Source organism: Kribbella sp. NBC_00382, from assembly GCF_036067295.1.
Classification (GTDB): domain Bacteria; phylum Actinomycetota; class Actinomycetes; order Propionibacteriales; family Kribbellaceae; genus Kribbella.
Genome location: NZ_CP107954.1, coordinates 1,309,843 through 1,334,053 on the forward strand (window position 1 = coordinate 1,309,843; position 24,211 = coordinate 1,334,053).

At 67.4% G+C, this 24,211-nt stretch carries 28 protein-coding genes, 1 tRNA gene and 1 pseudogene; 9 read left to right on the forward strand and 21 right to left on the reverse strand.

The window, feature by feature from the left end:
- Positions 1 to 93: 93 nt before the first annotated feature.
- Positions 94 to 639 (forward strand): RICIN domain-containing protein, encoded by a 546-nt coding sequence (locus OHA70_RS06525; protein WP_328329604.1) that lies wholly within the window; start codon positions 94 to 96, stop codon positions 637 to 639.
- Between the two features lies 1 nt (position 640).
- On the opposite strand, the gene OHA70_RS06530 is transcribed toward OHA70_RS06525, so the two are convergent.
- Positions 641 to 1,471 (reverse strand): arylamine N-acetyltransferase family protein, encoded by an 831-nt coding sequence (locus OHA70_RS06530; protein WP_328329606.1) that lies wholly within the window; start codon positions 1,469 to 1,471, stop codon positions 641 to 643.
- A gap of 59 nt (positions 1,472 to 1,530) precedes the next feature.
- Here OHA70_RS06530 and OHA70_RS06535 point away from each other — a divergent pair, with 59 nt between their 5' ends.
- On the forward strand, positions 1,531 to 2,550 hold the full coding sequence (locus OHA70_RS06535) for a lactonase family protein (protein WP_328329608.1): 1,020 nt from the start codon (positions 1,531 to 1,533) through the stop codon (positions 2,548 to 2,550).
- A gap of 11 nt (positions 2,551 to 2,561) precedes the next feature.
- Here the strand turns inward: OHA70_RS06535 and OHA70_RS06540 are convergent, their stop codons facing one another.
- Positions 2,562 to 2,885, reverse strand: a complete 324-nt coding sequence (locus OHA70_RS06540) for a hypothetical protein (RefSeq protein WP_328329610.1) — start codon at positions 2,883 to 2,885, stop codon at positions 2,562 to 2,564.
- Entirely contained in the window at positions 2,882 to 3,745 is an 864-nt protein-coding gene (locus tag OHA70_RS06545) for a phytanoyl-CoA dioxygenase family protein (RefSeq protein WP_328329612.1), read from the reverse strand. Before OHA70_RS06545 ends, OHA70_RS06540 begins: the two co-directional genes overlap by 4 nt.
- A 111-nt stretch (positions 3,746 to 3,856) precedes the next feature.
- Here OHA70_RS06545 and OHA70_RS06550 point away from each other — a divergent pair, with 111 nt between their 5' ends.
- The gene (locus OHA70_RS06550) at positions 3,857 to 4,654 is read left to right on the forward strand and encodes an AraC family transcriptional regulator (protein ID WP_328329614.1); all 798 of its coding nucleotides are present in this window, start codon (positions 3,857 to 3,859) and stop codon (positions 4,652 to 4,654) included.
- A 10-nt stretch (positions 4,655 to 4,664) separates the two neighbouring features.
- Positions 4,665 to 5,399, forward strand: a complete 735-nt coding sequence (locus OHA70_RS06555; protein WP_328329616.1) for a GNAT family N-acetyltransferase — start codon at positions 4,665 to 4,667, stop codon at positions 5,397 to 5,399.
- On the opposite strand, the gene OHA70_RS06560 is transcribed toward OHA70_RS06555, so the two are convergent.
- On the reverse strand, positions 5,396 to 6,277 hold the full coding sequence (locus tag OHA70_RS06560; protein WP_328329618.1) for a phosphotransferase enzyme family protein: 882 nt from the start codon (positions 6,275 to 6,277) through the stop codon (positions 5,396 to 5,398). The two genes, OHA70_RS06555 and OHA70_RS06560, sit on opposite strands and share 4 nt — an antisense overlap.
- 54 nt (positions 6,278 to 6,331) lie before the next feature.
- Positions 6,332 to 6,823 carry a YajQ family cyclic di-GMP-binding protein gene (locus tag OHA70_RS06565; RefSeq protein WP_328329620.1) on the reverse strand — a complete coding sequence of 164 codons (492 nt, stop codon included), beginning with the start codon at positions 6,821 to 6,823 and terminating at the stop codon, positions 6,332 to 6,334.
- Between the two features lie 101 nt (positions 6,824 to 6,924).
- On the opposite strand from OHA70_RS06565, the gene OHA70_RS06570 reads away from it, so the two are divergent.
- A tRNA-Tyr gene (locus OHA70_RS06570) sits at positions 6,925 to 7,007 on the forward strand.
- A 145-nt stretch (positions 7,008 to 7,152) separates the two neighbouring features.
- Positions 7,153 to 8,259 (forward strand): hypothetical protein, encoded by a 1,107-nt coding sequence (locus OHA70_RS06575; protein WP_328329622.1) that lies wholly within the window; start codon positions 7,153 to 7,155, stop codon positions 8,257 to 8,259.
- 45 nt (positions 8,260 to 8,304) lie between these two features.
- On the opposite strand, the gene OHA70_RS06580 is transcribed toward OHA70_RS06575, so the two are convergent.
- The 8 genes and pseudogenes from OHA70_RS06580 to OHA70_RS06615 all read right to left on the reverse strand — a co-directional run bounded on the left by OHA70_RS06580 (position 8,305) and on the right by OHA70_RS06615 (position 15,459).
- On the reverse strand, positions 8,305 to 8,454 hold the full coding sequence (locus OHA70_RS06580) for a hypothetical protein (protein WP_328329624.1): 150 nt from the start codon (positions 8,452 to 8,454) through the stop codon (positions 8,305 to 8,307).
- 46 nt (positions 8,455 to 8,500) lie between these two features.
- Positions 8,501 to 9,955, reverse strand: a complete 1,455-nt coding sequence (locus OHA70_RS06585; RefSeq protein ID WP_328329626.1) for an NADH-quinone oxidoreductase subunit N — start codon at positions 9,953 to 9,955, stop codon at positions 8,501 to 8,503.
- Entirely contained in the window at positions 9,952 to 11,499 is a 1,548-nt protein-coding gene (locus OHA70_RS06590; protein WP_328329628.1) for a complex I subunit 4 family protein, read from the reverse strand. Before OHA70_RS06590 ends, OHA70_RS06585 begins: the two co-directional genes overlap by 4 nt.
- Positions 11,496 to 13,262, reverse strand: a complete 1,767-nt coding sequence (locus OHA70_RS06595) for an NADH-quinone oxidoreductase subunit 5 family protein (RefSeq protein WP_328329630.1) — start codon at positions 13,260 to 13,262, stop codon at positions 11,496 to 11,498. Before OHA70_RS06595 ends, OHA70_RS06590 begins: the two co-directional genes overlap by 4 nt.
- A complete protein-coding gene (gene nuoK / locus OHA70_RS06600) occupies positions 13,259 to 13,570 on the reverse strand; it encodes an NADH-quinone oxidoreductase subunit NuoK (protein ID WP_328329632.1) in 312 nt (103 codons plus the stop codon). The genes OHA70_RS06595 and nuoK overlap by 4 nt, the downstream gene beginning before the upstream one ends.
- Positions 13,571 to 13,572: 2 nt before the next feature.
- Complete coding sequence (locus OHA70_RS06605; RefSeq protein WP_328329634.1) at positions 13,573 to 14,073, reverse strand: NADH-quinone oxidoreductase subunit J family protein; 501 nt, start codon at positions 14,071 to 14,073, stop codon at positions 13,573 to 13,575.
- Between the two features lie 191 nt (positions 14,074 to 14,264).
- Positions 14,265 to 14,480, reverse strand: a pseudogene (locus OHA70_RS06610) (4Fe-4S binding protein); the annotation flags it as partial.
- A gap of 217 nt (positions 14,481 to 14,697) precedes the next feature.
- Entirely contained in the window at positions 14,698 to 15,459 is a 762-nt protein-coding gene (locus tag OHA70_RS06615) for a methylenetetrahydrofolate reductase (RefSeq protein ID WP_328329636.1), read from the reverse strand.
- 34 nt (positions 15,460 to 15,493) lie between these two features.
- Between OHA70_RS06615 and OHA70_RS06620 the strand changes: the two genes are divergently transcribed.
- Positions 15,494 to 15,718, forward strand: coding sequence for a hypothetical protein (locus tag OHA70_RS06620; protein ID WP_328329638.1), 225 nt, complete (start codon positions 15,494 to 15,496; stop codon positions 15,716 to 15,718).
- Here OHA70_RS06620 and OHA70_RS06625 read toward each other — a convergent pair.
- The 4 genes from OHA70_RS06625 to OHA70_RS06640 form a co-directional block, all read right to left on the reverse strand.
- Positions 15,715 to 17,265: an alkaline phosphatase family protein gene (locus OHA70_RS06625; protein ID WP_328329640.1), complete on the reverse strand. Its 1,551-nt coding sequence runs from the start codon at positions 17,263 to 17,265 to the stop codon at positions 15,715 to 15,717. The genes OHA70_RS06620 and OHA70_RS06625 overlap by 4 nt on opposite strands.
- A gap of 92 nt (positions 17,266 to 17,357) precedes the next feature.
- Entirely contained in the window at positions 17,358 to 18,647 is a 1,290-nt protein-coding gene (locus OHA70_RS06630) for an RNA polymerase sigma factor (RefSeq protein WP_328329642.1), read from the reverse strand.
- Positions 18,644 to 18,988, reverse strand: coding sequence for a YciI family protein (locus tag OHA70_RS06635; protein WP_328329644.1), 345 nt, complete (start codon positions 18,986 to 18,988; stop codon positions 18,644 to 18,646). The genes OHA70_RS06630 and OHA70_RS06635 overlap by 4 nt, the downstream gene beginning before the upstream one ends.
- Before the next feature lie 54 nt (positions 18,989 to 19,042).
- Complete coding sequence (locus OHA70_RS06640) at positions 19,043 to 19,993, reverse strand: complex I subunit 1/NuoH family protein (RefSeq protein ID WP_328329646.1); 951 nt, start codon at positions 19,991 to 19,993, stop codon at positions 19,043 to 19,045.
- An 89-nt stretch (positions 19,994 to 20,082) separates the two neighbouring features.
- Here OHA70_RS06640 and OHA70_RS06645 point away from each other — a divergent pair, with 89 nt between their 5' ends.
- Both OHA70_RS06645 and OHA70_RS06650 read left to right on the forward strand, forming a co-directional pair.
- A complete protein-coding gene (locus tag OHA70_RS06645) occupies positions 20,083 to 20,925 on the forward strand; it encodes an SDR family oxidoreductase (RefSeq protein ID WP_328329648.1) in 843 nt (280 codons plus the stop codon).
- A 27-nt stretch (positions 20,926 to 20,952) separates the two neighbouring features.
- Entirely contained in the window at positions 20,953 to 21,087 is a 135-nt protein-coding gene (locus tag OHA70_RS06650) for a hypothetical protein (RefSeq protein ID WP_328329650.1), read from the forward strand.
- Positions 21,088 to 21,094: 7 nt separating this feature from the next.
- Here the strand turns inward: OHA70_RS06650 and OHA70_RS06655 are convergent, their stop codons facing one another.
- The 4 genes from OHA70_RS06655 to OHA70_RS06670 are packed head-to-tail and all read right to left on the reverse strand — an operon-like array spanning position 21,095 to position 24,208.
- Positions 21,095 to 22,024 (reverse strand): GNAT family N-acetyltransferase, encoded by a 930-nt coding sequence (locus tag OHA70_RS06655; protein WP_328329652.1) that lies wholly within the window; start codon positions 22,022 to 22,024, stop codon positions 21,095 to 21,097.
- On the reverse strand, positions 22,021 to 22,779 hold the full coding sequence (locus OHA70_RS06660) for an NADH-quinone oxidoreductase subunit C (protein ID WP_328329654.1): 759 nt from the start codon (positions 22,777 to 22,779) through the stop codon (positions 22,021 to 22,023). The genes OHA70_RS06655 and OHA70_RS06660 overlap by 4 nt, the downstream gene beginning before the upstream one ends.
- A complete protein-coding gene (locus OHA70_RS06665) occupies positions 22,776 to 23,351 on the reverse strand; it encodes an NADH-quinone oxidoreductase subunit B (protein WP_328329656.1) in 576 nt (191 codons plus the stop codon). Before OHA70_RS06665 ends, OHA70_RS06660 begins: the two co-directional genes overlap by 4 nt.
- A gap of 5 nt (positions 23,352 to 23,356) precedes the next feature.
- Entirely contained in the window at positions 23,357 to 24,208 is an 852-nt protein-coding gene (locus OHA70_RS06670) for an alpha/beta fold hydrolase (protein WP_328329658.1), read from the reverse strand.
- Between the last annotated feature and the right edge of the window lie 3 nt (positions 24,209 to 24,211).

The window sequence follows — 24,211 nt, forward strand, 5'->3', positions numbered from 1 at the left end:
GCAGCAAGTTGCAATTGTTTTTTCCACCGTTGACCCACGCCACCGGATCACATTTGCTGTGACTCCGGAGCAATCGACAACGGAGGACCATCAATGCAAACTCGGAAACGGATTGCCGGACTATTTGCAGTCGGCGGCGCGGCCTGTCTACTGACAGCGGGACTGGCGGCACCGGCCACTGCGAGCCAGTCGTTCGCCGGGGAATGGATCGTGAACGCCAACAGCAGCAAATGCGTGGCCGACCCGGCCGCCTCGACCACCTCTGGCGTCCAGGCAATCCAGTTCGACTGCGAGCCCGACGGCCCGTCCAGGCGGTGGGCCGTCACGGTGTACCCGAAGGACCACGGCCGTGTGGTCTATTCGTTCAGGAGCACGGCCGCCCCCGACCTGTGTTTGACGGGAACCGGCGCAAGCGGCGGAGCGGTCAAGCTGTTGCCGTGTGTGAGCGGCGCGGCCGGGGCCAACCAGAGGTGGGCCTATGACAGCTACCACCGGCTGATCAACACCGCCAGCTGGAAGTGCCTTGCCGTACCGGCAGCCCAACTGGGCAACGGCGTCAAGTTGATCCAATTCGACTGCAGGGAGCCGAACTCGGAGACCGGCCTGGGCTTTGAGCAGGTGTGGACCGGCTGGATCTGAACTACTGGGCAGCCAGGTAATTCTCGTATTGGGTCCAGACTCGGCGCCATAATGCATCTCGGTCTGCGCTGGTGAAATGCGGGAGTGGTAGCAGGAAAACGTCCGCGAGGATTTCGTAGTATTCGGGCTGGGTTTCGATGATTTTGTTGTCGATTCGGTCTTTGTTTGTTTGCGTCAGGCCGACCGAGCGCAACGACGACATGCTGTCGGGCCGGCGGAGGAAGGCTGAGCAGGTGCGGACGAACGGGGAGTCCGCAGCCAGCGAGAGGTGTTGGTGCTGGGCTTCGAAGTCGGTGAAAGCAGCGGGGGCCGACTCGAAGTCCATGCCGACCAGACCTGCGCGGGGGTCGTGGTCGAGGCGCCAGCCGTCGACGAGTTCCGACTCCCGCAGCTTCAGAGTGAAGGGCTCCTGGTACGCCGTGGCGCCGACCTGCAGCGGCATCGGGGTCAGGAGGCCGTCGCCGAGACCTGCGTCGACCAGCCAGGGCTCGTCGTCGAGTACGACCGTCAGGACCATATGGCTGGCGTCGACGACGGCTGGGCGGGTGGCCGTCTGGACGCCGCCGCGATGCATCGTCACGTCGTACCCGAGTGAGGTCAGCAGGTGCGCGAGGACACCGTTGAGCTGGAAGCAATAGCCACCCGCCTCCCGCGCGATGATGCGCCGGGCCACCACCTCGGGATCCATCGATCCGCCCTGGCCGAACTGGAACTGCACCGACTCGTACGGAACGGTGCTGACGAAGGCCTCGTGCAGCTCCGACAAGCCCTCGATGCTCGGTGCGGAGTGCTCGGCAACGCCGATGCGGCGGAGGAAGGCGGCGGTGTCCATGGGCTGAGCCTACGAGCCCGATGGGTGCTTGCGATTGAGTTAGCTGGCAGGGTGGGGGCATGACCTCGGAGCAGATCTATGTCGGCAGTTACACCCTTCGGGACGGTGGCGGTGAGGGCATTGGGTTCGGTACCACGGAGGAGTTGCAGGTCGCCGCGGCGACCGCCAATCCGTCGTTCCTGACCATCTCGGCCGACGGCCGGTACCTCTACGCGACCAACGAACTGCCGTCCGGCCGGGTCAGCGCCTTCGCCATCGCGGACAGCGGCGCGCTGGAGTTCCTCAACCACCAGCCCACCGGTGGCGCCGACCCTTGTCACCTCGAGATCGACCCGACCGGCAAGTTCCTGTTGTCGGCCAACTACAGCTCCGGGTCCATCGCGATCCACCCGATCAAGGACGACGGCTCGCTCGGCGACCCGAGCCAGATCCTGCAACGCGAGGGCACCGGCCCGAACGAGGAGCGCCAGGAGGGCCCGCACGCCCACCAGGTCACCTTCGACCCGTCCGGATCGTTTGCCTTCGACATCGATCTCGGCTCGGACAGCGTGTACGTCTCGACGCTGACCAAGGAGGGCACGCTGCAGGAGGTGAGCCGGCTGCAGGTGCACCCGGGCGCCGGGCCGCGGCATCTCGTCTTCCACCCCGGCGGCCACGCGGCGTACCTGATCAACGAACTCGACTCGACGCTGATCGTGCTCAGCCACGCCGAGGGCAAGCTGGCGATCGCCGAGACCGTGTCGACGCGACCCGACGACGCCTCGGGCGACAACTTCCCGGCGGAGATCCTGGTGTCGGCCGACGGCCGGTTCGTCTACGGCTCGAACCGCGGCGACGACACGATCGCGGTCTTCGAGACCGGCGCGGAAGGCCTCGAGGCGGAGCTGATCCAGACGATCGGCTCCGGCGGGACCTGGCCGCGGCACCTCGCCTTCAGCAAGGATGGCCTCCAGCTGTACGCCGGGAACGAGACCTCGGACACGATCGCGGTCTTCACCGTCGACCAGAGCAGCGGCGCCCTCACCGCAACGGGGACGCCGCTGGACTGGCCGAAACCGGTCTGTGTCCTTGCCTACTAATCCAACACTGCCTAGAGGGCGACGAGCTTCTCGAAGAAGAACTCGTGCTTGAGGAACGACACGTCGTACTCGTGACCCGGCTGCGGCGGGAGCAGCTGCGCGGCCTGGAAGAGCCGCCAGCCGTCCTTGAGCGCGTCGAGTCCGCTCGCGTACGGCGGGACGTCGGAGTCACCCGTGGTGGGCGACGTCGAACCGGTCCCGTCGTACGTCGACCAGCCGACCGTGCGCGAGTCCAGCGCGGAAGAGGCCAGGTAGAGCACCAGGACCTGCTGGCGGACCACCTGCTCACCGATGGCCTGCAGGCCGAGGGCTTGCTGGTCGGGGGTGATGCTCATGCCATCTCCTTCTTCGCTGCGTGCGGGTTGAGGCTGCGCTGGGCGACGACGCGGCGCGGACGGTTGGTCACGCGAGTGACCCAGTAGTCCGGATCGTAGGTGTCATCTCCGGTCAACGCCTGCCAAAGCTTGACCCGGTTAAAGATTTCGAGTCGGCCGGTGGCGTTCTCGTACCAGGGGAAGTACTGGCCGAGTTCGTGCGCCACGGCGTCGTCGTACAGATCGTCGGTGTTCCACAGCCGGATCTGGCGGACGGTCGGGTTGAAGCGGATCTTGAACATGTACCGGTCGATGGCGCTGTCGTTCTTGCGGCCGCCGTGCCAGATGCCGTGGTGCAGCAGGACAACCGTGCCGGGCGGGCAGGTGAGCCGGGTCTGGCCGAGCAGGTTCTGGTACCGGCCGGTGTCGGACTCGTTGGTCCGGCGCAGGTGGCTGCCGGGGACGCTGAGGGTGCCGCCCATCTCGAGCGTCACCTCCTGCGGGTAGTACATGAGCTGCACGTCGAAGGCGTCCTCGCGGACGTCGATGATCGCGTCGCCGTGCAGGTTCTGCGCCTCGCCCTCGTGCGCCTTGCGGATGTGCACGGCGTGGTGGTCGACGGTCGGCTCGGGGCCGACCAGGCTGTGGATGGCGCCGGCGACCTCGGGCAGCTGCACCAGCCGCTGGACGAACTCGCTGTCCACGAACGCCTCCGACAGCGGGGTGCCGTACGGGACGCCGGGGATGCCGGCCTTCAGGACGTCGAGCGCCTGCTGGTTCATCTCGTCGGGGACGACGGCGTCCATCCGGAACGCGCCGGTGGCGACGAAACTCGCCATCTGGACGGAAGTGAGGAGGTTCTTGCGATGCGGGTGGGGCATGTCTCTCCCTCTCGGGGCGACGGGTCCTGGGTGGTTGGTACTCCTCCAGGCTAGGTATCTTTGCTGTGCATTTGCGTGGGTTGTGTTCACCACTGGTGGTAATTTCTCACCATGATTCCGCTGCATCTGGCTGAGCCGCCCGAGCTGGTGAACGTCGGCGTGGGGGTGCACGGGGTGCGTGGGCTGCGGGACGTGTTCCGGTTGCCGGACCTTTGGCAGCTCCACCTTTACGGGTACACGGCTGACCTGACGGTGGGCGGTACGACGTACCCGGTCGCGCCCGGTTCGGTCAGCTTGACGCCGGCCGGAGTACCGGTGCAGTTCGACTACCGGGGGCGGTCGGAGCACCTCTTCGCGCACTTCCGTCCACGGCTCGTGGGCGAACCGTCGTACGTGCCAGTAGTGCAAGACGCCGGTACTACGGCTCCGGTGCTCTCCGACATGCTCCGCTCAGCCATCGGGGCATCACCAAGCGGCTCTGCTCGAGTGGTAGCCGAGGTATGGGCCGCGCTCTGGCGGGTGGCCCAACTGTCGGCGCCGTTGACTGAAGGCGGCGCTGCGGCCGGCCACTCGGCAGTGGTGGCAGCCATCAGCTACATCGAGGCCAACCTCGCCAGGGTTCTCACTGTGCCCGCACTGGCCGCCACTGCCGGCGTCTCCCACAACCACCTCACCAGACTCTTCCGGGCGGAGACGGGGATGACAGTGGTCGCCTACATCCGCCAACGGCGCATGGCCCGGGCCCGCCACCTCCTGGTCTCCACCACCCTCTCCATCCCCGCAGTAGCCGCCTCGGTAGGCATCCCCGACCTCCAGGCCTTCAACAAGACCTGCCATCGAGAACTGGGCGGGGCGCCACGCGCAGTACGGGCTGGAAATGCAGTGGCCGGAGGTGGACGGGCGGTCTAGCGTGCTGGGCATGTATGAGCTGATCCCGGTCTCTGCCGCGCCCGAGCTGGACGAAGAGGCGAGCGAGCGCTTCGCGGAGGAATGGCCGGAGTTCATCTTCCACGACGAGAAGGTGGCCCTGTACCGGGATCGGCGCCGCTCGTACTTCCTCGACTGGGAGTTCTACCTCGTCGACGACACCCACCGCCTGATCGGCGGCTGCTGGGGCGTCCCCCTCCCCTGGGACGGCACCGTCGCAGACCTCCCCGGCGGCTTCACCGACTCACTCGCCCGCTCGGTCGACTCCCACGAGGCCGGCGTAGAACCCAACACCTTCGTCCTGATGGCCGCCGCAGTCCGCAACGACGAACAAGGCAAAGGCCACGCATCCCGAGTAATCACCACCGTCAAAGAGCAGGCGGCCGCGCGGGGGTTGACCCGGATGATCGCCCCAGTCCGCCCCACCTTGAAGTCGCGCTACCCCTTGACCGACATAGCCGAGTTCATGACCTGGACCCGCGACGACGGCCTCCCCCTAGACCCCTGGCTCCGCACCCACGTCCGCCTCGGCGCCACCCTCCTAGCCCCCGCCCCCGCCTCCCAAACCATGACCGGCACCGTCCCCGACTGGGAATCCTGGACCGGCCTGCCACTACCCGCCACCGGCACCTACGTAATCCCCGACGGCCTAACCACCCTCGCCATAGACCGCACAGCCAACACCGGCCTCTATGTAGAACCCAACATCTGGATGCGCCACCTCTAGCTGAGCGCTTGTACTACAAGCCCGTCGGGGCCGAGGACGCCTTGGAGGATCTCCAGGCAGTCCTCACGGTTGGGGCCAGTGAGGGCTTGTTCGGCCCAGAGGGTTGTGTCTTCTAGGGCTCGGGCTGAGCGGTAGTAGGTGAGGCGGGTGGGGTCTAGGGCGGTTGGGCCGTAGCCGGTGAAGAAGGCTTCCTGGTCTTGGGGTGTGGCTGGGCCTAGGGAGCCCATGCCGCCGAGCATGAAGAGGAGGTCTTGTTCGATGGGGGCCAGTACTGCGTCGTCCCAGTCGATCAAGTAGAGCTGGGTGGGGGTGACTAGGACGTTGCCCAGATGGGGGTCGGCGTGGCAGATCACGCGTGGGCCAGGAACCGGGAGCTGGGCGGCGCGCTCTACGAGGGCGTCGATCGCGGTCTGGTGGGCCAGCCAGGTGGTGGCGAGCTCGGCCTCTAGGTCGTCCGCAGGGGTCTGCGTGGCGAACCTCTGGGCGAGTTCACGGGCCAGGGCCGGCATGCGGGCGTTGATGGGGTTGAGGGGTGGCAGCAGGGCTTTGAGGCGGGCCGGGACCTCTTGGGAGTGCACCTCGGCCAGCAGAGCGCCGTACTGGGTCCACTGGGCTGTGGTGAGCCCGGTCTCGGCTGCACGGGCTCCGGGGATCCAGGGGGTCAGTGAGAGGCGTTTGCCATCCCGGTCGCTCCACAGGTGGCCGGTAGTTGTTCTGACCGGCGCTGGGACGCCACGGACACCGGCCTCAGCCAGGTACGAGGTGGTCTCGGGTGCTGCGGTGGTGCCGCCGGTACTCCATTTGACGGCGTAGTCGTCGGCTCGCCAGACCTCGGCGGCGAGGTCGGCGCCGTGGTGGACCTGGGTGAGTTCGGTCACGTCCAGACCGAAGTCGTCCCTGATCCACCTCCGCAAATCCGGCACCCGGAGGAGTCAGCGGTAGTTGACGAACTGGACGGCGAAGTCGAGGTCCTGGGCCTTGATCAGGGACTGGACGGCCTGCAGGTCGTCGCGGCTCTTGCTGGAGACGCGGAGCTCGTCGCCCTGGATCTGGGCCTTGACGCCCTTGGGGCCCTCGTCGCGGATCAGCTTGGAGATCTTCTTCGCGTTCTCCTGGCTGATGCCGGCGCTGATGGTGGCCTGCAGCTTGTAGATCTTGCCGGACAGCTTGGGCTCCTCGACCTCCAGGCCCTTGAGCGAGATCTGCCGCTTGACCAGCTTGTCCTTCAGCACGTCGAGGACGGCGTTGCAGCGCTCCTCGGTGTTCGCCTGCATGTCGATCGCCTCGCCGGACAACTTGATCTCGGCGCCCACGTTCTTGAAGTCGAACCGCTGGCTGATCTCCTTGGCCGCCTGGTTCACGGCGTTGTCCACCTCCTGCTGGTCGACCTTGTTCACGATGTCGAAGGAGGACTCCGAAGCCATGGGCACGTCCTTTCTGAAGCTTGCTGTCATTACCGATTTGCTGTCAGGGGCACTGTCTGTTGTATCGTCTCTCACGCTGGTTCACGAACCGGCAGCACCCTGGCGGGTTGCCCGAGTGGCCAAAGGGAGCAGACTGTAAATCTGTCGGCTTATGCCTACGCAGGTTCGAACCCTGCACCCGCCACAGGAGCTGAAACAGCCCCTGACCTGAAGAACAGGTCAGGGGCTGTTCTCGTTGTGGGGGCGCGGGGTGGCGGGGGAATAGGGTTGGGGGCGGCGGGGGTTGCTGGTTAGGTCGGGGTTGGCTGAGGAGTAGGAGAGAGCGGGCGATGAAACCCACCGAGTTCGTGAAGGTGAACAGTCAGTTCTGGGGGGAGCACCTCAAGAGCGTGAGTGAGCACCTGCCGGGGAGTCATGGGCGCGAGTTGGTGGGGCCGTTGCTGTATCCGCGGCAGTTGGTGCTGACGGAGACGCCGGACTGGAACATCCTGGAGCTCGTCGGGGTGACTCGGGAGTTCAGGTCGCTGGAGGTGCGGCGGCAGAAGGCTGCGGGGGTCGACGAGTACTTCGGGGCCGCAGCAGACCAGGCCGGTACGGTCGTGGTGCTGCGGAACGACGACCGGTACCAGGACGCGACCATCGCGACCGAGGTCGGGCGGAGCGCGCTGGACAGCCGCTACCCGAGCGCTGAGCGGATCATCGGACGCGAGCTGGTCGGGACCGGTGAGAGCAAGCTGCTGAGCTTCTCCCCCGGCAACTACTCGACGCTCGAGCGGGTGCTGCTCGCCTCCAGCGCGGAGTCGACGGTGCGGGTGCGCTGGACCTTCCTGGCCATCGCGATCCACCGCTCCGAGCCGGCCGACAAGTACCGCGAGTACCTGCAGCGGCTGGTCAACGAGGCCGCACACCTCGACCCGGTCGGCACCCTTGCCGTGCCGCGCGGTCAGGTGGAGGAGCTGCTCAAGGCTGACCCGTTCGGCGCGACGTACCAGCACGGGCTGCACAAGACGACGGTCGGTGAGTTCCTCCAGCAGCACGAGGAGATCCTGCTGTCCGCGTTCAGCGCGACCCAGCTGGTCCGCGAGCCGGTGCTCGAAGCGGCAGACGGTACTTCCGTAACGCCGGACTTCATCCTCGCCCGCGAGGACGGCAGCCACATCGTCGGCGACCTGGCCTTGCCGCTGCTCGAGACGGGCAAGGACGGCAAGAAGCGTCGCCGCTCCACCACGGCGCAAGACGGGGTCGCACGACTCACGCAGTACGGGGAGTACTTCAAGAACGCGGAGAACCAGGCGTTCGCGAAGACGAAGTACAACGTCGAGGTCACCGACCCCCGCAAGCTGCTGGTCCTCGCCACGAGCGAGACCACCACCGAGCCCGGAGTCGAACTGGTCGACTACGACACCATCCTGCGCTTGGCCCTCGCCGCAAAGTAGCCGCCCGCCCCCACAGGCAGGTTCTCGGGCCGCTGGCATGAAGCATCATGTCAGCGGCACCAAAACCTGCCAGCGAACGCTGTTTCTTCGCCGACTGACGCTCCACAGGCCCGCCAGGTCGCCCTGCGCCGACGTCAGCTCGCCGATCGTCGAGCACATCACGTCGGACCAGATGATGAGCACCCGCGTCGGCACCGGGGTCGTGGTCGGGACGCTGGACGGGCTGTCCTCAACGGGTCAGTTAGTTGACCAAGGCAAACAGTGTGCCTGGCAGGATCGACAGGACGACTGCGCCGCCGACGCATAGGGAGATGACGGTGACCGCGGGTGTCTCGATGTCGACCGAGAATGGGTCGTCGGCCGGGAGCCGGACCAGCTCGGCGATCCAGCGGAGGTAGACGGCCAGGCCGATCATCACGTTCACAGCCATGACGACGGCCAGCCAGCCGTAGTGGGCATCGATGACGGACTGGAAAGCGGCGAACTTGGTGAAGAGGCCCGCGAGGCCCGGCGGCAGGCCTGCAAGGACGACCAGGAAGAAGATGAGGGCCGTACCAAGCCCCGGCTCCGAACGGACCATGCCGCGGTAGTCCGACAGCAGCAGCCCACCCGGCCGATGGCGCTGCACGACGGCAACCGCCCCGAAAGCGCCGAGCGTGACGACGACGTACGCCGCCAAGTACGCCACGACCGCTTGAGCATCCCCGACCGCAAGCGGCGCGAGCAGGAAGCCGACCTGCCCGATCGACGACCAAGCGAGCAACCGCACAGCCTCCACCTGACGCAACGCGGCCAGGTTGCCCACCGTCATCGTCAAAGCCGCGAGCACAGCAACGGCAACCCGTAGATCCGACCCCGAAGGCGCGATCCCGTAGGTCACCAGCACGAGTAGCCCGCCGACGCCGGCCGACTTCGACACCACAGCAAGGAACGCGGTCACCTCGACCGGCGCGCCGGCGTACGTGTCCGGAAGCCAACCGTGGAACGGCACCGCCGCGATCTTGAACCCGAAGCCCACGATCACGAACAGCCCCGCGGCAAAGGCCACCCGCCGCAGATCCGGATCGATCCCCGGCAGCCGGCTCCCAATCGTCTGCAGGTAGAGCGACCCCGTCACGCCATACAGGTAAGAGATCCCGAACAGCATCACGGCCGTCGACAACACCGACACCAGGAAAGCCTTCAGCGCGGCCTCGGACCCGCGCCGATCCCGCCGCAGCGCGACCATCGCGAAGCTCGGCAGCGAGACCACCTCGAGAGCGATCACCACCGTCGCGAGATCGCGCGCCCCCGCCAGCACCGTCGCGCCGACCAGCGCACTGAGCAGCAGGAAGTGGTACTCCCCCACCGGGACGTCAGCCGACAACAGCCTGTACGCCGAAAGCCCGACGACCCCCAGGCCGCCGATCAGCAGCACCGCCCACAACCCGATCGTCAGCGGATCGAGCACCAGGCTGCACTCCGCCGGCCCCTCGACCGCGCCCCGGCAGAAGGCCGGCTTGAACGCGTTCCGCTGCACCACCACGAAGACGAGCCCGAACACGATCACGCCACCGGTGATCAACGTGGCCACGGTGTGTTTGGCCTGCTTGGTGCCCGTCCGCCAGAACCCGTCGATCAGCAGCACGGCGACGGCACCGAGCGCCAGTACCAGCGGTACGGCGGTCGCCTGCCAGTCGGTCCAGGTGATCGTCATAGGAACGTCCAGTGGTCGAGCAGGAACGGTGGCCAGAGTCCGAGCACGACGGTCAGCACGACCAGCGGCGCCCAGGTGATCAGCTCGATCCGGCTGAGATCCACCGCGAAGGCAGAGGCCGGATGGTCGGCCGGATCACCCTGGTTGAGCTGGCGGATGAGCTTGAGGAAGTACGCGGCAGTCAGTACTGCGCCCAGCCCCGCAATCACCATCAGCACCAAGAAGGTTGTCCGTGGCAACACATCAGCTGGGTGGTAGGCACCCAGCAGAATCAGCATCTCGCCCCAGAACCCGGCCAGCCCGGGCAGCCCGAGCGACGCCAGGCACGCGAACGTGAGCAACCCACCGATCCGCGGCAACCGGGCATACAACGCGCGACCGATAGCGCGCAGGTCGCTCGTATCGTGCCGGTCCTTGATCGCCCCGGCCAGGAAGAACAGCAGGCCGGTGATGATGCCGTGGGCAATGTTCGCGTACAGCGCGCCGGCCAGGCCCTCCGGCGACATGGTCGCGATGCCGAGCCCGATGAAGCCCATGTGCCCGACGCTCGAGTACGCGATCAGCCGCTTGACGTCCGTCTGCGCGAGACAGGCCAGCGAGCCGGCGATGATCGCGACGGTCGAGAAGCCGGCCAGGTACGGCGCGATGGTCGCCGTTGCGTCCGGCAACACGGGGAGCAGTATCCGGATCATGCCGTAGCTGCCGAGCTTCAGCAGTACTCCGGCGAGCAGCACCGAGCCGACCGTCGGCGCCTTCGCGTGCGCGTCGGGCAACCAGATGTGCAACGGCCAGAGCGGCATCTTCACCGCCAGCCCGATGGCGATCAGCACGGCCGCGATCAACGCGATCCCGTGCCCGCCGGCGATCGGGTTGTTGCCCAGTACTTCGAGATCGAACGTCCCCGCCAGCCGATGCACCAGCAGGAAGCCGAGCAGCATCAGCGCCGACCCGAACACCGTCATCAGCACGAACGTGGTCGCCGCCCGCCGTCGCCCGGCCGGGTCGTGATCGTCGCCCCAGATGTCGATCACCAGCCACATCGGGATCAGCACGACCTCGAAGAACAGGAAGAACAGCACCAGGTCGAGCGCCGAGAAGGTCCCGATCACGCCCGTCTCGATGACCAGGAGCAAGGCGATGAGGGAACGCGTACGGCCGATGCGCGGCGTGATGCGCAGGGAGTACAGGCAGCAGAGGAAGACCAGCAGCGCGGTCAGCACGATCAGCGGCATCGAGATGGTGTCGACGCCGAGATGGAACCGCACATCCAGCGCCGGGATCCACGAGCTGTCGGTCTCGGCGAACGCGTGGATCTTGCCGGGCAGGGTCCTCGGCACGTTGCTGGTGGTGACGAGGCTCGCGGTGCACGGACAGTGCGGTCTCAGCAGGTCCAGCCAGAGCACGACCGAGCCGATCAGCACCAAGCCGGAAACGACCGATCCAACGATCGCCGCCACCCGATCCCCGGTACCAGCAGGTAGTGCCCAAAGGATTGCCGCAGCCAGCGCCGGCACAGCCAGCAGCGCGATCAACAACGCACTCATGAGCCGATCACCCCCGCCAGGATCGCCAGCGCGACCGCCCCGATCACAGCCGCCGTCAAGTACGTCTGCACGTTGCCCGTCTGCAACTTCCGGAACCCAGCAGAAGCCAGTACTCCGGCCCGCCCAGCCCCACGCACATACCCACCGATCACGTCCCGATCCCCACCAACCGCCAGCCGCGCCAGCCACTGGACCGGTACGACGAACACCCGCTGGTACGCCGAATCCACCCCGAACTCGCGTTCCAGGAACACCGGCCGCGGATCAGCACCCCGTTGCCACAACGAGTACGCCGGCAGCGCGCCGAACAGCGCGAGCACCGTCGTCACCAACGCGATCGGCCACTTGATGTGGATCCCATCCGTGTACCCCAGTCCGATGGCGCCGATGGCGAGCAGCACCAGCGGCGCGAGCATCAGCCAGGACCCATCCCGCAGCTTGCTGGAGTCCGGCTCGTCGAGATCAGCCATCGCGTCGTCGTCCTCGAACGCACCCAGAGCGCCGGCGAGTGCCGGAGTACGGAAGAAGACCCACAACCACAGGCGGACGCAGTAGAAGGCGGTCAGCGCGGCCGTCAGGCAGACCGAGACGAGCACCACCCAGCCGATGGTCGAGCCGTCGCGAGCGTGATGCCAGGCGGCTTCGACCACCGAGTCCTTGGAGAAGAAGCCGGCAAAACCCGGTACTCCGGCCAGCGCGGCGAGCCCGATCGTCATCGTGATGAAGGTGACCGGCATGCGCTTCCGCAGGGCGCCGCGGCGCGTGTAACGCCGTAGTACGACGAAGGCGGCGCTGCCGACCTGGTGCAGCAGGACGCCGGCGCAGAGGAAGAGCAGACCCTTGAAGGCTGCGTGCGTGAGCAGGTGGAAGAGCGCTGCGTGGCGTCCGTCGCGGGTGCCGAGCGAGAGGCCGGCGAACATGATCGCCAACTGGCTGACCGTCGACCAGGCGAGCACCCGCTTCACCTCGACGGCCGCCATCGCACAGAGGGCGGCGAAAAGCATCGTCACGCAGGCGATCACGGCCAGTACGGTGAAGGTCGTCTCGGCCGCCGCGAAAACGTCGTACAGGCGGGCGATCAGGAAGACGCCGGCGGCGACCATGGTGGCCGCGTGGATCAATGCGCTGACCGGGCTCGGGCCGGGCATCGCGTCAGGGAGCCAGGTCTGCAACGGGACCTGTGCGGACTTGCCGACGATGCCGACCAGGATCAGGAGCGTGCCGGTGGTCAGCGTGCCGGGCGAGATCGGGCTGTCGCCGAGCTCGGAGATGGTGAAGGTCTGGTAGCCGAGGCCGAGCACGAAGATGCCGAACAGGAAGCCGACGTCGCCGAGCCGGGTCATCAGGAACGCCTTCATCGCGCCCGAGCGGGCGTCGCGGCGTTCCCAGTAGTGACCGATCAGCAGGTACGAGCAGGCGCCCATCAGCTCCCAGCCGATGAGGAGCAGGAAGAGGCTGTCCGAGACGACGACCGTCACCATCGACGCGGTGAACAGCGTGACGAGGGCGGTGTAGGAGGCGACGCGTTCGTGCACGTAGGCGATCGAGTAGACCTGCACGCAGAGCGAGACGACGCCGACGATCGCGAGCATGAAGACGGTCAGGTCGTCGGTACGGACGCCGTAGCTGAGAAACACCTCGTGGCCGACGAAGGTGCCGCCGAAGGCCTTCTGCTGCGGGTCGACGCCGTAGAGGAGTGCGGCCGTCAGGAGGACGAGCAGGGAGAAACCGACGCCGATCACGCGCCAAGCGGTGGCGATCACTGGCCCTCCACCAGGTCGCGAGCCGCATCCGCGTCCACATGGCCGTGGCCTCGGAAGAGCAGCAGGATGATCGCGAGGCCGAGACCGATCTCGGCGGCGGCCAGGGTGATGACGAAGACCGCGAGCGTCTGGCCTGTCGCGAGGCCGTCGACGCGCCAGGCGTCGAACGCGACCAGGTTGAGGGTGACCGCGTTCAGCATCAGCTCGAAGGACATCAGCATCGTGATCGCGTTGCGGCGCGCCAGTACGCCGTACACGCCGATGCAGAACAGCGCGACGGCGAGCAGGAGTGGCAGGACGATCGGCATGGTCAGTCGCCCTTCTTCCCGGATCGCTGGGACAGGACGATCGCGCCGATCAGGGCGGCGAGGAGGAGGACCGAGAGGACTTCGAAGGGCAGCACCCAGGTGCGGAAGACCCCGGTACCGATGGCTTCGGGGCTGCCGTCGGGTACCGGCTGGATCTTTTGGTTGCCGAAGGCAAGTACCACGCCGGTGCCGAGGATCAGCGCGAAGACCAGCGCGACCGCGGCGGCGAACGGGCTGCGGCGGGTGGTCAGCGCGGGCAGCGGGTTGGTCGGGGCCTTGGTCAGCATCAGGGCGAAGAGGACGAGGACGACGATCGCGCCGACGTACACGAGGATCTGTACCAGCGCGACGAACTCGGCATGCAGGGCGCCGAAGCAGCCGGCCACCGCGCCGAGCGTGACGACCAGCCAGAGCGCGGCATGCACGATCCGGCGGGACGTGACTGTGATGACCGCTGCCAGCAGCGCCACCGCCCCCGCGATGGAGAAGAGCGCAGTGGTCACTCCCGGCCCTCCGCGTTCGGCTTCGCCGCCGTGGGTTCGATCGCCTCGCTCGGAGCCGGCTCGATCGGTTCGATCACCGACGGGCCGGGGTCGATCGGTTGCGGCGCGGGGACGGTCCACATCCAGTCGCGCAGGCGGTCCTTCTCGTGGGTGAGGTTGCGCAGCTCGGTCTCGGCGTACTCGAACTCCGGCGACCAGAACAGCGCGTCGAACGGGCACGCCTCGATGCAGATCCCGCAGTACATGCAGAGGCTGAAGTCGATCGCGAACCGGTCCAGCACGTTCCGGCTGCGCTCCCGCGCCTGCTCACCGACCGACGGCGCGGTCTCGGTGTGCGAGTCGATGTAGATGCACCAGCTCGGGCATTCCCGCGCGCAGAGCATGCAGGAGGTGCAGTTCTCCTCCATCAGCGCGATGACTCCACGCGTCCGGGGTGCCAGTTCGGGCTGCACATCCGGGTACTGCTCGGTGACGGCACGGCGCCCCAGCGTCTTGGCGGTGACCTTCAGGCCATCGATCAGACCCTTCCCTGGTACGTCCACGCCCCCTCCTCCCTCAGTCAGTCCTGCACGCTGACATTAGTCGGTTTCGGCCGGTGACGGAGCCAACAGGTGTCCCGAGGTGTCACAGTTCGCGTTCGAGGCGTGCCGCGACCTGCCGGTAGCGGCTCACCGGGATGAGATGGACACCCTGGAAGGCGCCGCTGTCGCGGATCTTGAGGATCTGCTCGCAGGCGGCCTCCACACCGGCATCGCGGTCGCGTTCGACCGCCTCGACGAGCGCGTCCGGGATGGTCAGCTGCGGCAGTTTCGCCAGGTCAGCAGCCATTTTGGCGCTCGCGAGCACCATCACCCCGGCGTACACGGGGATGTTCAGGTCGACGCTGTCACGCCATCTGAGCAGCTCGTCGAGGTCGTAGCTGACCTGCACGTAGAGGAAGTCGGCCTCGGCCTTCCACGCCGGTACTGCGCGCAGCCGCGTCGCCGCGCCGACCTGGAACGGTTCGATCCCCGGGAAGCTGGTCGCGCGAGCCTCGTCGATCATCATGCGCACGGTGAGCTGGCTGGTCCGCGCACCTTCGGTCGGGTTGTCGCCATGGACGAAGAGGAACTGCTCCACCCCGTACGCCGCCGCGGTGAGCAGGTCGCGCCGGAAGCCGAGCAGGTTGCGATCGCGTGAGTTGAGGCAGGCGATCCCCCGCGCCCCCATCGCCTGCACCTCGTTGGCCACGGCAACACTGCTGACCGTCGCCCGCCCGATGTGGTTGTCCGGAATCAAGAACGCATCCGCGATCGGACTCATCACCCCGATCTGATGCCGCACCCGCTTCAAATCCGGCCGCGTCGGCGGCTCCACCTCACACACCAACTCAAACCCATCAGCCATGGCAAGCGAGCCTAACCGTCCGTACGGTCTTGGGATGGGCCCATACCAAGCACTGATCTGGTGTCTGACCGGGGCAGCCTTGCTGGTTGTCGTCAACGTTGGGTACTGCTGGTTCGCGACCGCGCCTGACCACTACGAGTGGACCGATCCGGCGCTGTTCATGGCGCCGTTCCTCGCTGTCATCGGCGGGGCGATCGGCGGGATCGCCGGGACCGCCCGCCGCCGCAGGCTGCTGCGGCGGCAGGACGGCGGCGGTTAGTTCTTGGTCAGGTGGGGGTTGTCGATGGACCAGTACCAGTCGTTGTCGCCGTTGGTCAGGGACCAGGCGATTTTGATGGAGCGGGCGCCTGCCGGGACGGGGATGGTCAGGCGCTCGATCTTGGCGATGGTGTCTTTGGTGTAGGTGAGGACGGGCTTGGGGGCGGCGCCGTCGAAGGAGGCCTGGACGGTGGCGGTTTCGTTGCCGCTCTTGAGGTAGTGGGAGGAGAAGGTGAGGGTCGCCGAGGTGGCGCCGGTGACGTCGTACGCCGGTGAGCTCAGCTTGCTGTTGAGGAGGCCGGAGCGGGTCTTGTCGGACCACTCGTCGGAGTCGGCGACAGCGAACACGCCGCGCGCCCGCACGTTGCTCTCACGCTGCTGGTCAGGCGCCGCCCGGGTCCAGAAGTCGTCCGTGGTGAACGACCAGCCCTGCCATTCCCGTACGCCGCCAGTGCCCAGCCCGGTGTTGTCGATCGTCCAGCCCGACGGCGTGGTGTGCGTCCAGCCCTTCACATCAGCCGGTACGCCGGTCTCGTCCAGGCGCGACTGCAACGACCCGACCAGCGAGTCGAACGGGTCGGCCGACGGCGCGACCTGACCGTCGAGGTCGGAGGCGGTCACCCCGAAGGTGTTCAGCACGATCGCCGCGATGTCGACGTTCTTCGGCGCGATCCCCGGCGTGCCAGGCGTCGTACCGGGGCCGTTGCGGATGATGAACGACGACCGCTCGGGCACCGAGCTGCCACCGTGCCCGCCGGCGTCGGTGTGGCCGTGGTCCGCTGTCACGAGGTAGGTCCAGTCCTCGTTCGCGTAGGTCGGACGCGCTTTGATCGCGGCCAGCAGGGTCGCTACGTGCCGGTCGGTGTTCTCGATCGCGGTCCGGTAGCAGGCGCCGGCGGCACCACAGCTGTGGCCGGCGATGTCGACGTCACCGAAGTACACGAAGGAAGCGTCCGGCCCGGTGCCCTTCAGGTACGCCGCCGCCTCGGTCGCGATCTTCGCGTCAGCGGCGGTCCAGCCGAGCGCGTCACCGTCGTACGTGACCTTCTTCTGGATCTCGTCGGTGAAGATCGCCTGGCCCGCGCTATTGGTCGTGAGCGGCGTCCAGTCGGCGATCGCGTACGTCGAGAGCGCGGGGCGGGCGCGTTCCAGCCGCGTCAGGAAGTCCGGGTACTGCGTCAGGTTGGTCCCGGTACCCCAGCTGTTGCTCAGCACCTTGTGCTTGTCCGGCCAGACGCCGGTCGCGTTGGTCGCCCAGCCGGGTCCGGACAGCGTGGGCGCGAAAGGCTGGGCGTACAAGGTGGTCCGGCTCGAGGACCCGGTGCTGATCAGGCCTTTGAGGGCAGGCGTGGTGTACGCCTGGATCTTGCTGAGCAACGCGCCGTCGATGCCGATGACAAGCACCTTCGGCACCCGCGCCGCGGGCGCGGCGGTGGAGGTGGAGGCTGCGCTGGTGGATGCCGCGCCGCCGGCGCCGAAGGCGGTGGTGGCGAGGACTGTGGTCAAGGCGAGCGTGGCTAGTGCGGTGAGAGCGAGGGGGCGGTTCACGGGCTCCTCCGAGGTTCGGCGATTGGTCCGGACCAATCCCATCAAGGAGTTCCGCCACGGTCAACGGCTCGGCGGTGGCGAGGAGGTGAATCTCAGAGGGCGTCGAGGCTGCGCTGCAGGAAGTCGCGTTCCGCCGTGTTCTCGCTCAGTTCAAGAGCCGACCGGTACGCCGACGCCGCCTCGTCCCGCTGCTCCAACCGCTTGAGGAGTTCGGCGCGGATCGCGTGGAAGAGGTAATAGCTGCCGAGATCCAACTCGTCGACCAGCTTGAGCGCAGCAGCTGGTCCGTCCACCTCGCCGACCGCAACGGCCCGGTTGAGGGCGACGATCGGGGTCGGCTCGAGGGTGAGCAGGTGGTCGTACAGCTGGACGATCTGGCCCCAGTCGGTGTCCGCTGCAGATGCAGCATCGCTGTGGACCGCGTTCATCGCCGCCTGCAACTGGTACGGACCGGGCTGGCCGCGGCGCAGGCATCGGCGTACCAGGTCCTGGCCCTCGGCGATGAGCGCGCGATCCCAGAGGGAGCGGTCCTGGTCGGCCAGCAAGACCAGCGAGCCGTCATTGGAGACGCGCGCCGGGCGACGGGATTCCTGAAGCAGCATCAGGGCGAGCAGGCCGACCGCCTCGGGCTCGTCGGGCATCAGCTCGACCAGCAGCCGGCCGAGGCGCACGGCCTCCTGGCAGAGTTCCGTGCGGATCAGTTCGTCGCCGGACGAAGCGGCGTACCCCTCGTTGAAGATCAGGTAGACGACCGCCAGTACGCCGCGGACGCGCTCCGGGAGATCTGCCTCGTAGGGCACGCGATAGGGGATGCCCGCGGTCCGGATCTTCGCCTTCGCGCGGACGATCCGCTGCGCCATCGTCGGTTCGGGGACCAGGAACGCGTGCGCGATCTCGGTCGTGGTGAGGCCGCCGAGCAGCCGCAGGGTGAGGGCGACCCGGACGTTCAGGGCGAGCGCCGGATGGCAGCAGGTGAAGATCAGGCGGAGCCTGTCGTCGCGCACAACCCCCTCCTCCACTGGCTCGTCCTGGGCATGCAGCAGTGCTGCCTGGGCGTGCTTGTCCTCGCGGGAGGATTCGCGCCGCAGGCGGTCGATCGCGCCGTTGCGCGCGGTCGTGATGATCCAGCCGGCCGGGCTCGGCGGAAGCCCACTGTCCGGCCACTTCTCCAGCGCCTTCGCGAAGGCCTCCTGGACCGAGTCCTCGGCGATGTCGAGATCCCCGAATACCCGGGCCAGTACCGCCACCGCCCGCCCGTGCTCCGCCCGAAACACAGCCGCCACCTCCGCCGCCGAAACCGCCGGCTGTGCGGAACCCACCGGCTGCAGGCTCTGCGGCTGCGCGGAGACGGCTGGTTGCGGGCTCTCGGACTGCTCGGTCATCCGGTGAACGGGCGGACTTCGACGGAGAGCGGGTTGAGGATGGCGGCCAGCTTGCGGGCCCACCCGAGCGCCTCGTCGAGATCGGCCGCCCGCACGATGGTGAATCCGCCGAGATGCTCCTTGCCCTCGGTGAACGGCCCGTCGGTCAGCAGGACCTCGTCGCCGTCGGCGCGGAGTACCGTCGCCGACTCCGGCGGATGCAGTCCCGCGCTGAACACCCACGCGTCGGCGGCCCGCAACTCGTCGTTCCAGACCGCGAGGTTCTTCAGGATCGGGTCGAGGATCTCGGCCGCGGGCGCCGGTCCGTCAGGCTGGTAAATGCTGAGCAGGTACTGCTTCATGCTGCCTCCTTTACCTCTACACGAACGCCCTCGGCCCAGATCGACAGGCGCGGTCTAGTAGAAGACGACAACCCCGATACCGGTCAGCGCGAGTTGGAGCAGAGCCACCGGTACGAGACCTTGCCAGGCGAGCTTCTGCAGTTGGTCGGCGCGCAAACGCGGGAACGCCACCCGCACCCAGATGACGAGCAACGACACGGCCGCCACCTTCAGGACGGTCCAGATCCAGCCGATGCTGTCCGGCCCCGGCCCGCTCCAGCCACCGAGGTACAGGACCGTCGTGAGCCCGGCGAGCACCACGATGCCGGCGTACTCCGCGAGCAGGAACATCGCGAACCGGAGCCCGGTGTACTCCGTGTACGGCCCGAAGATCACCTCGGAATCGGCCACCGGCATGTCGAACGGCGGCCGTTGCAGCTCGGCCAGCCCGGCGATGAAGAACACCACCATGCCGGGCAGTTGCCAGAGCAACCACCACGGATTCCAGACGCCGACGATCCCGGTCAGGCTCAGCGTGCCGGCCGCGACCGCGACGCTCGCGGCGGACAGTACGAACGGAAGCTCGTAGCTCATCAGCTGCGCCGCGACCCGCAGGCCGCCGAGCAGGCTGTACTTGTTGCCGCTCGCCCAGCCGGCCATCAGCGAACCCAGTACGCCGACGCTCATCACCGCGAGCACGTAGAAGAGCCCCGAATCCAGGTCGGCTCCGACGATGCCGGGGGCGAGCGGGATCGCGGCGAGCGCGGCCATGTACGGCAGGATCGCGACGATCGGCGCCCACTCGAAGACGCGCTTGTCCGCGGCCGCCGGGGTGACGCTCTCCTTCTGGATGAACTTCACCCCATCGGCGACCAGCTGCGCCCAGCCGTGGAACGCCCCGGCGTACATCGGCCCCAGCCGCGACTGCATGTGCGCCATCACTTTGTGCTCGGCCTGACCGACCACGAGGGGCGCGACGAGGAACGCAACCAGCACTCCCACGACGCGCACCACGAATTCGAGCATGGCGGCAGCCTATCTACTCCGGCTTGACCTGAACGACTGTTGAGGTACCAGGGTGTGGATAAACACCGATCCACAGGAGTTGTTGCGAGATGACCACGATCCTCGTCACCGGGGCCACCGGCCGCGTCGGGCGTCACGTAGTACAGGGCCTGCTGGATGCCGGGGTTGGCGTGCGAGCCCTGGTGCGCAACCCGGCACTAGCTGCCCTGCCCGCGGAGGTCGAGCTGGTGCAAGGCGACACCTACGACCCAACTGCGGTCTCGGGTGCGGCTGCCGACGTCGACGCGGCATTCCTACTCTGGCCGGCCTTCACCGCCGACGGCGCTGCCGAGGTAGTCACCGCACTGACCAAGCAGGTGTCGCGCGTGGTCTACCTATCGTCGATGAACGTCAGCGACGCCGACCCCGCCGCCAGCGGCGTTTGGGGCGAGCTAGAGCTCTTGCTGACAGATGCGGCTGCGGCCTGGACCTTCATCCGCCCCGGCGGCTTCGCGGCGAACACGCTCGAGTGGGCCGATCAAATCCGCACCGGCAACGTCGTCCGCATGCCCTCCCCCAACGCCGCCCGCTCCCTCATCCACGAACGCGACGTCGCCGCCGTCGCAGTACAAGCCCTCCTGAACGACAAGCACATCGGCCAGTCCTACGCCCTCACCGGCCCAGAAGTCCTAACCCAAGCCGACCAGGTAGCCACCATCGCGACCGTCCTCGGCAAACCACTCCAAGTCGAGGAAATCCCACTCCCCGAAGCCCGCCACACCATGATCACCCAAGGCGCCGACCCAGCCTTCATCGACAACGCCCTGGCCTACTGGCACTCCCTGATCGCCAACCCCGAACCAGTAACCACCACAGTAGAAGCCCTCCTAGCCCGCCCCGCCCTCACCTACCACCAATGGACCAAAGACCACGCAGACGACTTTCGGGGCTGAGATCATCTGAGGCAGACGGAGGGAGTGATGAATGTGGACGGCATGCTGAGCGGCGATGAGGCCGAAGAGGTTCCCGCAGTGAGCGCCGACGACCTTCGGCGGTTCTCGGCGATCGCGCATGATCTGGCCGATCCGGCTGTGCTGGAGCAGGTGTGGAGCTGAGGCCGGGTCAGAGAGGCTGGAGGAGCCAGCCGCCTATGTCTTGGCGGCCGGCTCGGGTGGCTGCGGTGGTGGCGCCGGTGTTGTTGGCGTGGATGGTGCCTATGAGGATGGGGTGGGTGGTGGGGAGGGACTGGGCCATCAGGGTGCTCAGGTGGGTGCCTAGGCCTTGGCCTCGGTAGGTGGGGGTGAGGATCAGTTCCTCTACTACGTAGGCGGGGAGGGCTAGGGCTTCCTCGCTCTCCGTCAGGGCGCTGACGTAGCCGGCCCAAACTCCGTCCACGGTGATGTCGAACAGTAGGCCGGCCTCAACCGACTCCTCCAGGTTTTCCTTTGACTGGAGCTGGGCTTGGGCCTGGTGGTCAGGGTGAGACTCGTCTACGGCGGCGTAGGCGCGTACCGCGTCCTCGTAGTGGTCCAGGGCCTTGGCGGGGGTCAGTACTAAGCCGGGCGGGACGTTGCGGGGCTGTAGGTCCGTGATGAGCGCGGCGAATTGGCGGCGGTCGCGGACGGCTCCGGGGAAGGCGTCGACTGGCTCTGAGCTCCACAGCCTGACGTAGCGCGGGTGGTGGATGCCGTAGAAGTCTCGGGCCACTGCAGCCAGGGCGGGGAGGTCGCGGGACTCCAGTGGGCGGCTCAGGGGTGAGGCGTCGACGAAGGGCTTGGTGACGTCGAGGCCCTCGAAGCGCATGCTCAGCATGGCGGACAGGTCGTCGCCCACTGCCACCCAATGGTTGAGCATGGCGTCCACCGGCGTACCGGGTGCCATCCGCTCAACGCGGGACTCCGCGATCGAGCGGTCGGTGGCGAGCAGGACATCTACTCCGGCGTGCAACTCGGCTAGCAATCCCAGGCGGGTCTCGTCGTCCACCCACTTCCGGGTCAGCGGATGCTGACGTTCGAGGGTGTAGGCGGCAAGCTCCCAAGGATCGGGGATCACTCAGTCTCCGGCTTCGGTTCGGATGGCCTCGGTTCGGCCGCCGTCGGTTCGGTTGCCGTCTGATCGGCCGGCTTCGGCTCGGTTTGTTTGGCCGTACGCCGCTCGCCCGCGGCTCGACGTGGACGGGCCGGGGTTGCCGCCGACAGGGCCGGCGCCAGCGGGTCAGGATCCGGCGACCCCGGCGGCCGCGGACCCCACGACTCGGGATCGGGTACCCCCGGCGGCAAGGTGCGACGTCGACTCGGCGCCCCCGGCTTCGGCGCGTGATCGGACTCGCCCGGCTCCTTGGCACCCGGCCACGGCTTGGCGATCCGCGAGGCGAGTACGAACTCCTTGCGCAGCGGATTCCCCTCGAAGCCGTCGGGCAGCAGCAGCGGGATCAGGTTCGGGTGCCCCTCGAACGTGATGCCGAACATCTCGAAGGTCTCCCGCTCGTGCCAGTTCGCGCCGGCGTACAGGCCGGAAAGCGTCGCCAGCGAAGGCTTTGAACGCGGGATCAATGTCCGCACGATCAGGTGGTCGACATGCGCGCCACCCCAGAAGTCGGCGAGGTGGGTGACGATGCGGAAGCCGTCGTTGAGCTCGTCGCTCGCCGTGAGGAAGTCGAAGAAGGTCATCCCGACCTCGTCGCGCAGCACCTCGTGGGTGGCGATCCACGACTCGGCCGGCACGTCGATCGTCTCCGGGCCGAAGCTGTCGACCTTGGTCGCGGCGATGCCCGCCTCGGTCAGCGCGCCGAGCGCGTCATCGGTCACTGCGACACCTCGGGAGGAGCGACCAGACCGCGGGTCAACGCCTGCGCGGACGGCTCGTACCGGGAAGTGACGTTCTCGCCGGCGATCTTCTCCTGCAGCTTGAGGATGCCCTGCAGCAACGCCTCCGGCCGCGGCGGGCAGCCGGGCACGTAGACGTCGACCGGGATGATCTGGTCGACGCCCTTCGTCACGCAGTACGAGTCCCAGTACGGCCCGCCCGAGTTGGAGCAGGAGCCGAACGAGATCACGTACTTCGGCTCCGGCATCTGGTCGTACAGCCGCTTGATCGCGGGCGCCATCTTGTCCGTCACCGTGCCCGACACGACCATCAGGTCGGCCTGCCGCGGTCCGGGCGCGAACGGGATCACACCGAGCCGGATGAAGTCGTGCCGGCCCATCGACGCCGCGATGAACTCGATCGCGCAGCAGGCGAGGCCGAAGTTGAAGACCCAGAGCGAGTACTTGCGGCCCCAGTTGAGCAGGTACCGCACCGGCTCGGGCGCGAGCCTGGCCAGGGCGCCCACCTGCGGCCGCACCGTCGGTGTGGGCAGATGAACAGGGCTGTCGGGCATGGAGGTCAGCCTAGTCCGACAATCTCCTCGGCGAGGATCTCTGGGTACTCGAGTGGCGCGTAGTGCCCGACCCCGTCGACCGGTCGCAGCCGGACGTCGCTGAAGAAGTCGTCGAGCCGGTCCGACCAGGCCCGCGGGAACAGTGGATCGAACTCCGGCCACAGCACCACCGTCGGTACGCCGATCCGGTCGTACGACGCAGGAGCCGTCTCAGCCGCCGAGGTCGCCACCGACCCCGCACCGGCCCGGTACCAGTTGATCGAGGCGGTGAATGCGCCAGGCGCCGAGTAGACCTCCACCAGGTGGTCCAACTCGGGTACGAAGCCCGGACCCGACCAGTGCGTCCAGAAGTGCTCCAGGTACGCCCGTACCGCCTCAGGCCGGCCGTCGACGAGTGACTCGATCACCTCCAGCTTGTGGAAGGCCTGGTACCAGAACTCCGCCTGCGCCTTCTCCGAGAACACCCGCTTCCCGATGCCCGGCAGCGGCGGCGCAACTACCAGCCCGTCCACCAGGTCCGGGTGGCTGCGCGCAATCCCCTGCGCGATCCGGCTACCGACGTCGTACCCGGCTAGTACCGGCCGATCGAGCCCCAACTCCTCGATCAACCCCAGTACGCTCCGCGCCTGCCCAGCGACTCCGTACTGCGCAGCCGGGTCAGCCTCATGCTTGTCCGACTCCCCGAACCCACGCAGATCCGGTACTACGACCTCATGCCCCTGCTCGACCAGCAACGGCACCAGCCGCCGGTAGTCGGTCCTATCCCCCGGCCAGCCGTGGAGCAGAACGACAGCAGGTCCCTCTCCCAAGCGGTCGTAAGCCAGTGAGAACCCGTCTACAGCTGCAGAGTTCGGCATGCC